The organism is Streptomyces sp. GESEQ-35, assembly GCF_017948485.1.
Classification (GTDB): Bacteria; Actinomycetota; Actinomycetes; order Streptomycetales; family Streptomycetaceae; genus Streptomyces.
In genome coordinates this window covers 86,067-100,083 of sequence record NZ_JAFFSX010000002.1, presented here as the reverse complement: position 1 = coordinate 100,083, position 14,017 = coordinate 86,067, and the positions used below count along the sequence as shown (strand labels likewise).

At 70.3% G+C, this 14,017-nt stretch carries 10 protein-coding genes; 6 read left to right on the top strand and 4 right to left on the bottom strand.

Annotated elements, in window-relative coordinates; all coding sequences use genetic code 11:
- Nucleotides 1-8 precede the first annotated feature (8 nt).
- The gene (locus KCH87_RS04015; protein WP_210584171.1) at nt 9-1,031 is read right to left on the bottom strand and encodes a LacI family DNA-binding transcriptional regulator; all 1,023 of its coding nucleotides are present in this window, start codon (nt 1,029-1,031) and stop codon (nt 9-11) included.
- A complete protein-coding gene (locus KCH87_RS04010) occupies nt 1,028-2,767 on the bottom strand; it encodes a class I mannose-6-phosphate isomerase (protein WP_247195696.1) in 1,740 nt (579 codons plus the stop codon). Before KCH87_RS04010 ends, KCH87_RS04015 begins: the two co-directional genes overlap by 4 nt.
- A 184-nt stretch (nt 2,768-2,951) precedes the next feature.
- Here KCH87_RS04010 and KCH87_RS04005 point away from each other — a divergent pair, with 184 nt between their 5' ends.
- From KCH87_RS04005 to KCH87_RS03980, 6 genes are all read left to right on the top strand, one after another.
- Nucleotides 2,952-4,145 (top strand): ABC transporter substrate-binding protein, encoded by a 1,194-nt coding sequence (locus KCH87_RS04005; RefSeq protein WP_210584170.1) that lies wholly within the window; start codon nt 2,952-2,954, stop codon nt 4,143-4,145.
- Nucleotides 4,133-5,086, top strand: coding sequence for a carbohydrate ABC transporter permease (locus KCH87_RS04000; RefSeq protein WP_210584168.1), 954 nt, complete (start codon nt 4,133-4,135; stop codon nt 5,084-5,086). The genes KCH87_RS04005 and KCH87_RS04000 overlap by 13 nt, the downstream gene beginning before the upstream one ends.
- Entirely contained in the window at nt 5,083-5,895 is an 813-nt protein-coding gene (locus KCH87_RS03995) for a carbohydrate ABC transporter permease (RefSeq protein WP_210584166.1), read from the top strand. Before KCH87_RS04000 ends, KCH87_RS03995 begins: the two co-directional genes overlap by 4 nt.
- Before the next feature lie 43 nt (nt 5,896-5,938).
- A complete protein-coding gene (locus KCH87_RS50015) occupies nt 5,939-9,127 on the top strand; it encodes a glycoside hydrolase family 38 C-terminal domain-containing protein (protein ID WP_210584164.1) in 3,189 nt (1,062 codons plus the stop codon).
- A 493-nt stretch (nt 9,128-9,620) separates the two neighbouring features.
- Entirely contained in the window at nt 9,621-10,577 is a 957-nt protein-coding gene (locus KCH87_RS03985; protein ID WP_210584162.1) for an LLM class F420-dependent oxidoreductase, read from the top strand.
- A gap of 150 nt (nt 10,578-10,727) precedes the next feature.
- Nucleotides 10,728-12,533, top strand: coding sequence for a thiamine pyrophosphate-requiring protein (locus tag KCH87_RS03980; protein WP_210584161.1), 1,806 nt, complete (start codon nt 10,728-10,730; stop codon nt 12,531-12,533).
- 70 nt (nt 12,534-12,603) lie between these two features.
- Here KCH87_RS03980 and KCH87_RS03975 read toward each other — a convergent pair whose 3' ends face one another.
- The gene (locus tag KCH87_RS03975; protein ID WP_247195695.1) at nt 12,604-13,353 is read right to left on the bottom strand and encodes a DUF6766 family protein; all 750 of its coding nucleotides are present in this window, start codon (nt 13,351-13,353) and stop codon (nt 12,604-12,606) included.
- An 83-nt stretch (nt 13,354-13,436) separates the two neighbouring features.
- Nucleotides 13,437-13,859, bottom strand: a complete 423-nt coding sequence (locus tag KCH87_RS03970; protein ID WP_247195694.1) for a hypothetical protein — start codon at nt 13,857-13,859, stop codon at nt 13,437-13,439.
- Between the last annotated feature and the right edge of the window lie 158 nt (nt 13,860-14,017).

Sequence of the window (14,017 nt, the reverse complement as noted above, 5' to 3'; positions counted from 1 at the left end):
ATCGGCGTCTACCGCGCTGCCGGGTAGTCGACGAGCGTGGTCGCGATGGTCACGCGCCGCGGCGGCTGCGGGACAGTACTTGCCTGGCGCTCGAACAGCAGCGCCGCGGCGGCCCGGCCGATTTCGGCCGGGTCGTAGGCGACGACGGTGAGCGGCAGGTGCAGCATGTCGGCGAGTTCGATGTCGTCGAAACCCGCGAGGGCGACCGGCTCCTCGTCCTTCGCACGGCCTTGCAGGGCACGCAGCGCCCCGATCGTGTTCCGGTTGTTGGCGGTCAGCAGGGCGGTCGGCGGGTCCGGCAGGGCGAGCATGGCGCGCGCCGCCTTCTCCGCGAGCACTCGGTCACCCCGGTGCCGGCTGATGTACCGCTCGTCGAGCGCGATGCCCGCCTCCTCCAACGCCACCGCGTAGCCCCGGAAGCGCTCTGAACCGGTCCACAGCGACGGCGGCAGACCGAGGAAGCCGACGCGCCGGTGACCGCGGGCGACGAGCCGGCGGCACGCCTCCCGGCTGCCGCCGAAGTCGTCGACGAGGACGCAGTCCACGTCGACCCCCATCGGCGGGCTGGCCGCGAGGACCACCGGGAGGTCGCGCAGCCCTTCGCCGCCGAGGTGGCTGTGATCGTGACCGGCCGGGACGACGACCAGGCCGTCCACGCCACGATCCACCAGGTCGGCCACCACCTCCCGTTCGGCGGCCGGGTCCTCCCCGGTACTGCCGAGCACGACCCGTGCGCCATAGCCGACACAACTCTGTTCGAGACCCACGGCGAGTTGGGAGTAGAACGGGTTCGCCAGGTTGGTCACGACCAGGCCGATGAGTGCGTTGGGACTGCCCGAACGCAGCCCTCGGGCACGCTTGTTGGGGCGGTAGCCGAGAGCCGCCACCTCGGCGAGCACCCGCTGCCGGGTGGCCTCGCCGATTCCGGGCTGACCGCGCAGCGCGCGGGAGACCGTCATCGGGCTGACGCCGAGCCGCGCGGCCACGTCCCTCATGGTGAGGGCCTGTTCGGCATCCGAATGTGCGCTCATACCACCTGTGCCTTCACCAGCCGGACCGGCTCCGGCCCTGGATTGTGCACCCGGTAGGCGGTGACCGACGCCGGGATTGCGAGAGTCTCGGCATAGTTTACGGAGTGCCGGTGCCCGGCGTCGGTGGTGACGATCGCGCCCTGTCCGTCGACGACGGTCAGCACGTGGAAGCGGCCGTCGGTCTGCTGCTCGGCGGCGCGGCCCGGCTCGACGGCTATCCGGTGCACCTGGAAGAACATCGCGGGCAGCGCGCCGATCACCTCCTCGTGCCAGCCGTCGCCGGCGTGCAACGGCCGGGGCCGCTGGACCAGTTCGCGGGCGACCGCGGCACCCGACCGGGCCGGGTCGAGGTTGCGGAAGGCGTGCTCCACATGCACGGCACGCTGCCGGTCCGCCGCGTCCCGCCGCAGCCAGTCGTAGAACCGCAACGAGTACAGGTAGGGAGTGGCACTTACTTCCAGGACGACATTGCCCTCGCCGCTGCCGTGCGGTGTACCGGCCGGGACCAGGTACAACTGCCCGGCCTCGGCGGGAAACACCTGCACGTACCGCTCGATGTCGAACGGCGTGCCGTGCGCGTCGGCGGCGTGCGCGCTGTGCTGGAACGCCTCGACGTCGGCGCCCTCGCTCAGTCCGAGGAAGACCTTGCTGTCCGCCCCGGCGCGCATGAGGTAGTAGCTCTCGTGCTGGGTGTACGGCCAGCCGAAGACGCCGCGCATGTCGTCGGGCCTGGGATGGCAGTGGACGGACAGGTTGCCGCCGCCGACGGTGTCGAGGTAGTCGAAGCGGACCGGGAACGACGTGCCGAACAGGTCGTACACGGCCGGGCCGAGCACGTCCAACGGGGAGAGCGCGACGACGAGTTGGAACGGCACCTCCACACACCGGGAGGCGTCGTCGCCGAGCAGGACCCCGCTCTCCGGCGCGATCAGTTCGTAGCCGAGAGCCGTGTTCTCCGCGTCCGGGTTGTGACCGAGCGTCTCCTGTCCCCAGTGCCCGCCCCACGGCGTCGAGTTGAAGGTCGGCCGGGTACGGAAGGGGCGGGTGGCGAGCGACCGGCAGGTCTCGCGCAGCGCCGGCCCACGGATCGACGTCGGATTTACGGTATCGGTAACGTCGATCCATCGGTCGATCCGCCCCGCCATGTGGTCGCGATGGCGGTCGAGCAGCGGCCAGTCGATGTAGAACAGCCGCCGCAGGGTCGGCGGCTCGCCCTCGGGCGCCGCAAGGTTGCGGCCCCGGCCGTGTTTGACCGCCGCCTCCGCGTAACGCTTCGGCAGATCGACCCACCACAGGACGTCGGCGTCCCCGAGCGCGGCGCCGGGCCCGAGCAGGACGCGCAGCACGCCGCCCTCGTCCGGGCCGGCGAGCGCCGCCAGGGCCGACGGGTCCATCAGGTCGAGGAGGTCGCCGCTCGCGAGTCTCGCGAAGTCGGGGTCGTCCCGCAGCTCGTCGGAGTCCGTGAGCCGCCGCACCGTCTCCCAGTCGCGCACCGCCGTCCGGACGTCCGCGATCTCCACCCGGGTGCGCCCGTCGTCGAACGCCGCGTGCAGTCCGGCGGCGACGGCGGCCCAGTCCAGCACCGCGGGGCCGTCCACGGCGAGGACCCGCGTCCCCGTCGGAAGCGTCCCGGCCGCCTCGGCCCAGCCGACGGCGACCCTGTCGGCGAGGACCGGGTAGCACGGCATCGGTTCGTACTTCAGGACTTCCGCCTTGACCAGCGAGCTCTCGACCATGTCACCAATCCCGCGAGATACGTTAACGCGACCACTTCTCAAACCACCTGCGTGCCACTACGTTACCGATACCTTAACAAGGTAGGTGATCGACGTGCCACACGGAATGAGCCGACGCAAGGTGTTGGCCTCCTCTTTCACAGGCATCGCCGGCCTTGCGCTCAGCGCATGCGCACGCGGTTCGATGAGTAGGCCCGCACCGGCCGATGTGGTCTCCGTGTTCAACGACAACCCCACCTGGTCGCCGGGTTTCCAGGCGGCGGGCAGACGACTGCGACCGCTGTCCGGCTTCCGGCTCGCGCCACGGGCGGTTCCCAACGTCAGCAACTACCAGCAGATCGTGCGCATGTCGGCGCGGACCGACTCCACGACCGATCTCATCAAGTGGTGGAACGGGTACCGACTGCGCGACATCGCCCGCTCCGGGATCGTCGCCGACGTCACCGACGCCTGGGACGAGGCGGCACGGCGCGGCTGGAGCGACGACACCGCGTTGCGCGCGACCTTCACCCACGGGGGAAGGCAGTACGGCGTCCCGCTCTACAAGTCGTACTTCGTGGTCTTCTACAGCCGGCCCGCCTTCGAGCGGCTCGGTGTGGACGTGCCGACGACCTGGCAGCAGTTCCTCGACGTGGTGGACGCCGCCCATGCCAAGGGCATCACGCCGATCTCCGCCGGCGGCGCGACCAACTGGGAGTCATTGATCTGGTTCCAGCAGCTGGTCAACGGGCTCGACCACCGCTTCTACCAGGACCTCACGGCGGGCAGGGCGTCGTACACCGACGAGGTCTGCCGACGCGCGATGGCCCTGTGGAGCGACCTGTACCGGCGGGGTGCCTTCTCCGCGCCCGACGCGTCGACCACGGACCTGCCGGCCCGGTTCGCGGGAGGTACCACCGCCATGTGCCTCTACGGCACCTGGAACACCGGGGCGTTCCTCGACAACGGGGTCAAGGCCGCCGACCTCGGCGCCTTCCTGCTGCCTCCGCCGCCCGACGGCGCGCGCTCGGTGATCGTCGAGAGCGGTGTACTGGCGGTGTCGGCACACGCCCACAAGCTCGACGCCGCCCACGCCGTGGCACGCGCCTGGTTCAACCCGTCCGTCCAGACGGCGTGGACCGGATTCCTGCGGGACACCTCCGCCGACCCCGGCGTCGTACCGAACGTGGGCACGGTGCGGCAGGTCGCCGCCCAGGTGCGACGGGAACGGCCGACACAGGCCATCCGCTACTGGGAGGCATCGCCCCCCGTACTGATCGAAGGGAACGTCCAGGATCTGAGCGCCTTCATGATCGACCCCACACACTCCCAGGCGACGAAGACCCTCTCGAACATGCAGCATCGAGCCGACAAGGAGTGGAAGGTGTGGACGTCCTGACCCCTGCCGACCCGGCAGCCGGCCGAACGGGGCCGCGCCGGCCCCGTCCCCCCGGGCCCGACCCGCGCTCCGAGCGCCGTCGCGCCGCCTGGGTGGGCGCGTTCCTGACGCCCGCCGTGGCACTGATCCTTGTGCTCCTGCTCGTGCCCTTCCTGGTCACCGCATGGCGCAGCCTCTTCGACGACAACGGCGTCACCGCGCGCTTCGTCGGCCTGTCCAACTACGTCGCGCTGTTCACCGACCCCGACTTCGGCCGGTCACTGCTGAACACCGTGCTGTGGGTGGTGGGCACGCTGGTCCTTCCCGTGCTGCTGGGCCTGCTCCTGGCGGTGCTGACCCACTCGGTGCGCTGGGGCGCGGTGGCCCGCACCGCCGTGGTCATCCCCTACGCGCTCTCCGGCTCGGCGACGGCGCTGCTGTGGACGTTCCTGTTGAGGACCGACGGGGCGGTCAACCAGACGCTGAGCGCGGTGGGGCTCGGCGGCTGGCAGCAGGAGTGGCTGCTGCACTGGCCGATGAACACCCTCGTCATGATCGTGGCGACGACGTGGCAGGCGACCGGGGCCTCGTTGATCCTGTTCCTGATCGGGCTCCAGACCATCCCCTCGGAAACCGTCGAGGCCGCCCGGCTCGACGGGGCGCGGGGCCTCCAGCTGTTCCTGCGCATCATCCTGCCGCAGCTGCGGCCGATGACCGTCGTGGTGGTGGGCATGTCCATCGTCAACAGCCTCAAGACCTTCGACATCGTGTGGCTGCTCACCCAGGGCGGCCCCGGAACGGCCTCCGAGACGCTCGCGCTGACCATGTACCGGCAGACGTTCACCCTCAACCGGTACGGCTACGGCGCGGCCGTCTCCGTCGTGCTGACGGTCGTCGTCATCGCCGCCTCCTGGCTCTACCTGCGGCGTCAGGTGCGGCAGCGGACGGGGGAGGCAGTATGACCGGCAAAACGGCGCGCGGCGTTCTGGTCGCTCTGATCTCCGTACTGTGGCTGGTGCCGACCTGGCTGGTCGTCGTCAACGCCTTCACCCCGGCCGAGCAGTACACCGGATCCCCCCGGTGGTGGTTCACCTCCCCCGGGTTGTTCTCGAACATCCGCGCCGCGTTCGACAGCGCCGAGGTCGGACAGGGACTGCTCAACACCCTGATCTACGCGGTGGTCGGCGGGGTGGTGGCCGTGCTGATCGCGGCACTCGCCGCGTTCGCCGTCGCCGTGATGCCGGTGCGGCGGCCAGGACTCTGGTTCTGGTTCATCTTCGTCGGCACCGTGCTGCCCCTCCAGACGTTCCTGTCCCCGCTGTTCACCGGGTACGCCACCACCGACCTCTACGACACCCAGTACGGCATGGTGCTGATCTACGTGGCGCTGACGATCCCCTTCGCGTTCTTCGTCAACCGCAACTTCATGATCACCGTGCCGAAGGAGATCTCCGAGTCGGCCCAACTCGACGGCGTGAACTGGCTGTCGATGTTCCTGCGGATCCACCTGCCGCTGGCCAGAAACGCGCTGCTGGCCGCGTTCATCTTCCAGTTCACCTGGATCTGGAACGACCTGCTGTTCGGCATCACCCTGTCGCTCAGCCCCAACGTGCGGCCGGTGACGGCCACACTGGCCGACCTCAGCGGAAACTACGGCACGGTGGGCCCGCCCGTCGTGCTCGCCGGCGCGCTCGTCGCCTCGGTGCCGACCGTGGTCCTCTTCTTCGTGTTCCAGCGCTTCTTCGTCAACAGCCTGAAGCTCACGGCCTGAAGCTCACGGCCTGAACCGAACCACCCTGAAAGAGAACTGACACATGACGACTCGCGCCCTCGTACGCGATCACCGCTGGTCCACCGACAAGGCCCGGACGAGCATGATCGGCCTCGCCGTCGCCGCGACCGCGCGAGCCGGTGGCACGGAACTGCGGGCCCTGCCGGAACACCTCATTCAGCGCGACGACGCCGGTGCCAGGCGCAGTGTGCGGATCCTCGTCTCCGGCGACGCGCCGGGCCACGACGAGTGGACCTTCGAGGTGGACGTCGCCGGCCGTGGCCGGGTGCCCGTGGAGGTGCTGCCCGCGCCCGGCGGGCCACGCCTCATGCTCCCTGTGGAACACGACCGCCGCGACGTGCGCGTCACCGCCCGCAAGGGCGGGGTGTCGGCGGTGCTCGCCTTCGCGCTGGAACCGCCGCGCGACTGGACGATCCACCTGGTCCACCACTCGCACCTGGACATCGGCTACACCGATCCGCAGGGCACGGTCCTCGGCGAACACGTGTCCTTCCTCGACTCCTGCCTCGACCTGACCCGGGTCACCGACGGCTGGCCCGACGACGCCAGGTTCCGGTGGGCCGTGGAGTCGCTGTGGTCGTTCGAGCAGTGGGCCGCGGCCCGGCCCCCGGAACGGGTCGCGGAGTTCATCGAGCGGGTCCGCGCCGGACAGATCGAGCTGACGGCCCTGCCGTACAACCTCCACACCGACACCTGCTCCACCGACGAACTCCACGAACTGCTGCGGTCGGCCCGCCAGTTGAGGGACACGTACGGGATCGAGTTCCGCTCGGCGATGCAGACCGACGTACCCGGCTCGGTCGCCGGGCTGCCGGACGCCCTGTCCCCCCTGGGCGTGCGTTATCTGTCGGTGGCGCACAACTGGGCCGGACGCTCGGTGCCCACCATCAACGGCGGGGCACGGTTGCCGCGCCTGTTCCGGTGGCGTGCTCCGTCGGGCAAGGAGGTGCTGGTGTGGATGACCGACAGTCCGCACGGCCTGGCCTACATGGAAGGGCCCGTACTGGGCTTCAACACCTCCTACACCATGGTGGACGACCTGCTGCCGGCCTATCTGACGTCGCTCGCGACCCGGCCCTACCCGTTCCCGCCCGAACTCCTCGGCTCGCCGGCCCCCGCTCCGGGGGAGCGTGCGCCCTACCCGTGGGACGTGCTGCATCTGAGGGTGCAGGGCCACTTCGGGGACAACGCGCCGCCGCGGCTGATCCTCGCCGAGACCGTCCGCCGCTGGAACGAGACATGGCAGAGTCCGAGGCTCCGGCTGTCCACCAACACCGACTTCTTCACCGACGCCGAGTCCCGCCTCGGCGGTGCCATCCCCGCCTTCGAGGGCGACTGGGGCGACTGGTGGGTCGAGGGCGTCGGCTCGGGCGCCCGGCCCCAGGCCATGGTGCGCCGCGCCCAGTCCACCGTCACCGACGCCGCCACCCTGTACGGCATCGCCGCCCTGGCCTCCCCCGCGGGCCCCACCACCACCCTGGCCACCGCCGCCCGCGGTGGCGCCGACCAGGTGTACCGGTCGGTGTCCCTGTTCAACGAACACACCTGGGGCGCCGCCGACCCGTGGACCCACGGTGACGCGGGCGGCGAGTCGGGCGAGCAGCAGTGGCACTGGAAGTACGGGTACGCGCTGCGCGGCGACAACGACGCCGACACCTTCCTCGACCACGCCTCGGCCGCACTGGGCGCCGTACTGCCCACCGCGGCGACCGCCGACGTGACGTACTGGGCCGTCAACACCACGGCGGTCGCGCGCACTTCGGTCGTGACGGTGTTCCTGCGCGAGAGCCGGATCCCGCTCACGAGCCGGGTGTCGGTGACGGACGGCCGCAAGGGCGTGGAGCTGCCGGTGGTCCAGGAGGCGCAGACCAACCCGGTCCACCGGGACGCCGGGCGGTGGCTGCACATCCAGGTGCCCGACGTGCCGCCGTTCGGCCTGGTACGGCTGGACGTGACGGCGACCGGCGAGAGCAGCGGCGCGGGGGCACCACCGCTGCCGCTCCGCCTCGACCAGGACGACGAGCACAAGAACCGCGCGGTGCCCCTGCCCACCGCCGACGACCTGATCCTGGAGAACGAGCACCTGCGCGTCCGTGTCGACCTGACCACGGCCTGTGTGGCGAGCCTCGTCGAGAAGGCCACCGGCCGTGAACTCGTAGACCAGGACGCCGTCGTCGGTTTCAACGGCTATGTCTACGACACCTACACCACCGCGGGCGGCTACAACCACCAGGCCAACAAGACCACGGTGAGCGAGGAGTTGGAACTCCTCGGCTCCCGGACCCTGGCCCGCCCCGCCGTGCTGCTCGAACGCGTCGACGACGCTCTCGGGCAGCGCCTTACCTACGAGTACGCGGCGGACGGCGTCCGCCAGGCCCGCACCACGGTCAGCCTCGGCCGCGACGACTCGCACCTGGTGATCGACAACCGGTTCGACAAACCCGCCACCATGACGAAGGAGAGCGCGTACCTCGCGTTCCCGTTCGCGCTGTCGCAGCCCACCGTGCACTACGAGATCACGGGCGCGCTGACCGGCACCGGCCTCGCGCATGTGCCCGGCGCGCCCCAGCACATGCGTGCCGTCAGGTCGTTCGTCTCCCTCGCCGACGACGACGGCCCCGTCGCCTGGATCACCAGGGACGCGCCGCTGGTCCAGCCGGAGACCATCGCTCTGCCCTACGCGCCCTTCCCCGACTCGATGGCGCCGCGACAGGCCGGGACGGTCTATTCCTGGGTGCACAACAACCTGTGGGACACCAACTTCCCGTCCCAGCAGGCGTTCCACACCACCTTCCGGTACGCGGTGGGCGTCCGCCGGAGCGGCGAGAGCATCGATGCCGACGCCCTGGCAGTGCGCACCGCCTACGAGGTCGACCACCCGCTGATCGGCGTACCGGCACATGGTGCGCCCGACGCGGACCGGCCGGCCGAACTCGCGCTGCTCTCCGTGGACGACGCTCGCGTCGCGATCCGCGACGTGGCCCCGGTCCCGGGTGACGACGGCGTCGACCTCCTGATAAGGCTCCAGTCCTTCGCCACGAGTCCCGGGACGGTCCGGCTCAGGTACGGCTTCCCTGTCGCGGGCGCGGAGCGCTCAACCTATCTCGGCGACCCCGACGGCCCCGCCGTTCTCGACGGCGACGGCATCCTCGTGGAGATCCCCCGTCTGGGCACCACCGCGGTGCGCGTGCGCCTCGGCACCGCGGGGTAGGTCACGGGGCCGGCTGGTCCCTTCCGGGGAAAGCGGGCGGTGCTCGCCCACGTCCTGCGCGCCGTTCTCGACGAGGTGCCGGGCTGACGCTCGACCGCTGCACCGGGAGCAACGCCGGCCCGGAACTGGACGAGACCTACCCGCGCTCAGTGTCCTGGGGAGCGTCTCCGACCACCGCGTCCGGCTGCCGCGCGCGGCCTTCGAGAAGCTCCTCACGGCAATCGTCGCGCGTACGGGTGCCCTGGGCGCGATGGCGGAAACAGCAGGGCGGCCCGGTCGTCCCCGGTGTCGGTGTGACAGAGACCGTAGAACACCGCCCTGCGCCATGGACCGGGTCCGTCGGCAGCAGAACGCGCAGGGCCATGGAAACTCCGTGAACGACGTGCGGCCCTCGGTACCCCTCCGCGCGCCGGCGACACCGTGCATCGGCCGGTTCGGTCCTCCGCGCTCCCGGGTACTCGGAGTGGCCACGTCCCCCACGGAGGCACCTGAGATGGCTGACTTCGGATACTTCCTCTCCTGCGAGGAGCACACGCCGGCACAACTCGTCGACCAGGCCCGGATGGCCGAGCAGGCGGGTTTCGACGCTCTGTGGATCTCGGACCACTACCACCCGTGGAACGACCGTCAGGGCCAGAGTCCGTTCGTGTGGTCCGTGATCGGCGCCTTGTCCCAGGCCGTGTCGCTGCCCGTGGAAACGGCGGTGACCTGCCCACTGATACGTACGCATCCAGCCGTGATCGCCCAGGCCGCCGCCACCAGCGCGGTACAGCTCGGCGGCCGGTTCCGCCTCGGGGTCGGCACCGGAGAGGCCCTCAACGAGCACATCGTGGGCACCGGCTGGCCCGAGGCTCATGTGCGCCTCGACATGCTGGAGGAAGCCCTCCAGATCATCCGAAGGCTGCTCACCGGCGAGCAGACCAGCCACCGCGGAAGGCACTACACCGTGGAGAACGCCCGCCTGTACACGGTTCCCGACGAGCCGGTCCCCATCGACGTCTCGGCCTTCGGCCCGCAGGCCGCCGAGACCGCCGCGCGGATCGGCGACGGGCTGATCACGATGACGCCCGACGCCGCCCTGGTCGAACGCTTCCGGCGCGGCGGAGGCGGCACCAAACCCGTGTACGGCGGGCTCAAGGTGTGCTGGGGCGCCGACCGGCCGGAGGCGGTCCGCGCCGCCCACCGTCTGTGGGCGAACGAGCAACTGCCCGGGGAACTCCCCCAGATCCTGCCCACCCCGAGCCACTTCGAGCAGGCGTCCGAGCTGGTCACCGAGGACCAGGTGGCGTCCGCCGTAACCTGCGGCGACGATCCGGACGCACACGTCGAGGCGCTGACCGCGTTCGTCGACGCGGGATTCGACACCGTTTACGTCAACCAGATCGGCCAGGACCAACAGGGCTTCTTCGACTTCTACCGCACCAAGATCCTTCCGCAGCTGCGCAATTGACGAAGCCTCCATGGCCGTAGGCGAGTCGGTGTGCTGCCCGCCGTCCGGGCCTCCTCTCCCGGCAGCCTGGTGCCGGCCGCCGGGCCCTGCACCTCGCGGAGGACACCTGCGCCGCCCTGAGTCACACACCCCTTACGGAAAGGACCGACCATGTCGACGAAGGTCTCCGACCACATCCTTCAACGGCTGCGCGAGTGGGAGGTGGAGCATGTCTTCGCCTACCCCGGCGACGGCATCAACGGCCTCCTCGCCGCCTGGGGCCGCGCCGAGAACAACCCCCGGTTCGTGCAGTCCCGTCATGAGGAGATGTCCGCCTTCGAGGCCGTCGGCTACGCCAAGTTCTCCGGCCGGGTCGGCGTCTGCGCCGCCACCTCCGGCCCCGGCGCCATCCACCTCCTCAACGGCCTCTACGACGCGAAACTCGACCACGTACCCGTGGTCGCGATCGTCGGTCAGACCAACCGCAGCGCGATGGGCGGTTCCTACCAGCAGGAGGTCGACCTCCTCAGCCTCTACAAGGACGTCGCCTCGGACTTCTGCGAGATGGTCACCGTCCCCGAGCAGCTGCCCAACGTCCTCGACCGGGCGATGCGCACAGCCGTCGCCCGCCGTTCGGTGACCGCCGTGATCATCCCGGCCGACGTGCAGGAACTCGACTACGCGCCGCCCGGGCACGCGTTCAAGATGGTGCCGTCCAGCCTCGGTATGCCGCACTACGCGCCGGTGCCGGACGACGACGACCTGCAACGGGCCGCCGACGTCCTCAACTCCGGCGGCAAGACCGCCATCCTGATCGGGCAGGGCGCGCGGGCCGCCCGGCCGGAGGTCGAGGCGGTCGCCGACCGGCTCGGCGCCGGGGTCGCCAAGGCGCTGCTGGGCAAGGACGCCCTGGACGACGACCTGCCGTATGTGACCGGGGCGATCGGGCTTCTGGGCACCCGGCCGTCGTACGAGATGATGCGCGAGTGCGACACGCTGCTGGTGATCGGCTCGTCGTTCCCCTACACCCAGTTCCTGCCGGAGTTCGGCAAGGCGCGGGCCGTGCAGATCGACATCGACCCGCACATGGTCGGTCTGCGCTATCCGTTCGAGGTGAATCTCGTCGGTGACGCCGCCGGGACCCTGCGCCGGCTGCTGCCCCTGTTGGAGCAGATGGAGGACCCTGCCTGGCGCCAGAAGATCGAGGCCGACGTGGCCCGCTGGTGGGAGGTCATGGAGCGGCGGGCCGCCGTCGACGCCGATCCGGTCAACCCGGAGTACGTCACCCACGCGCTCAGCGGTCTGCTCCCGGACGACGTCATCCTGTCCGCCGACTCCGGATCCGCCGCCAACTGGTACGCCCGGCACCTGAAGCTGCGCGGTGCGATGCGCGGTTCGCTCTCGGGCACGCTCGCCACGATGGGGCCGGGCGTGCCGTATGCCATCGGTGCCAAGTTCGCGCACGGTGGCCGGCCGGCGATCGCCCTGGTCGGCGACGGGGCGATGCAGATGAACGGCATGGCCGAGCTGATCACCGTGGCCAAGTACTGGCAGGACTGGGAGGATCCGCGGCTGATCGTCGCCGTCTTCAACAACCAGGACCTCAACCAGGTCACCTGGGAGATGCGCGCCATGCAGGGCGCCCCGCAGTTCCAGCCCTCGCAGTCGATCCCCGACGTCGGCTACGCCGACTTCGCCCGGTCCCTGGGCCTGGCCGGCCTGCGCGTCGAGAAGCCGGACGACGTGGTGGGCGCGTGGGAGACCGCGCTCGCGGCCGACCGGCCGTGCGTGCTGGACTTCGTGACCGACCCTGCCGTACCGCCCATTCCGCCGCACGCCACCCTCGACCAGATCGAGGCCTCCGCGGCATCCCTCCTCAAGGGCGACAGCGACCGGAGCGCGGTGGTGCGCCAGGGGTTCAAGGCCAAGGTCCAGGAGTTCCTGCCGGGCAAGCGCCATGACCGAGATGAGCGGTGAGCAGGTCGTGGAGCGGGGGGCAGCGGGGCGTACACGCGCTCGGGCGCAAGGGCCCGGCTGCCCCTTTTGCTCATCCCTCGATACCGGTGGAGGTGTGCGGGGTTCCGACGGGCTTGGACTCCGGGGAACCTCGCTGGCGCAGGTAGACGGAGAAGATCGCCATGGAGGCGACTGCCAGGAGTTCGGACTGCCAGTTCTGGAGGCTACGGCTCCAGAAGTCCGCGGACGCGAGGTACTGCGTCCAGTCGATGGGAGCCTGGAGCTGCCTCAGCTGCTGCTCGTTGTAGGCGGCGGCGCCCGCGATCGACTGGGCCAGCCAGGACAACAGGAAGAGCCCGGCCATCACCAGGCCGAGCGACCGCGAGAACACCGCCTGCCGCGCCCCGCCCACGCCCGCCCAGCGCGGTGAGTCCGGGCGGGCGTGCCCGCCCATCAGCTGATCCTCATCCGTTTCGGGGCCGGCCTTGTCCATCTTCTTCGACTCCGGTGACCCGCGTTGCAGCAGCCAGACGGTGGCGAAGATGTAGAGGAAGAACTGTAGGTACTCCGACTGCCAGTTCTCCGTCACGTCCACGGCGAAGTCGGAGGACGCCAGGTAACCGAGGAAGCCGATCTGCGCGAGCCCGTCGGTGGCGAGCTGGTTGTTGAACTCCGCCCAGCCCGCGATCGCCTGACCGGCGAGAGCGAGCAGAAAGGCGATACCGAAACCCAGACTTATGCCGTTGTCGCGTACGAAGCGACGCGTGCCGTGGCCCCTTGCCGCGGTGCCCTCGTGCCGGTCCGGTTCGTCGCGCGGAGACTTCGGGACGGAGGCGGTCATCGCCGCATCAGTCCCACCACGATGAAGTAGGCAAGGCCGCCCACCACGACGGTCAGGCAGAGCGTGAACATGGTGCGCATACGTCAGCCTCCTTTGACCGAGCACTGGTACGGCTGCCCGGGACGGGGCCGGCATCCGGCGGCCACGATCTTCCAGCCACCCGGGAACTGGGCCAGGAACAACGTGTCCGACGCCAGCACAACCCGGGCCTGACGCCCATATACGTCCACGCCGCTGACCGGGCCTCCGGCCGGGAGATCCTGCGCGCCGACGGCATCGACGCACGTCTCCTCCTCGGAGTCCTCCACCTCGGCGCGCGTCTGCGGAGCCAACGCCGAGCACTGCGCTGCCCGGTCGCCACCGGCCAACGCCTTCTCGAAGGCAGCCGCCGCGGCGGACGCGTCCGCCTCGCGCTCCCCGGCGCCGCCGCAACCCGCCAACGCCAGCACCAGCACGCACCCGGGACCGAGTGCCCGCCCTGCGCGCCGACGGCGTCCGCTCACCATGGTTCCTCCTGTCACCGAGGCACGTCCCAGCCGATCGTGGGCGACTGGATACCCGAATTGCCGCCTGACACGCCTTGCCCCATGGCTTGTGTTTCCTTCAACGCCACAGGCGAGAACTTCCGTATGGCGGAGAAATTTTTCCAGGCAATACCCCCGGG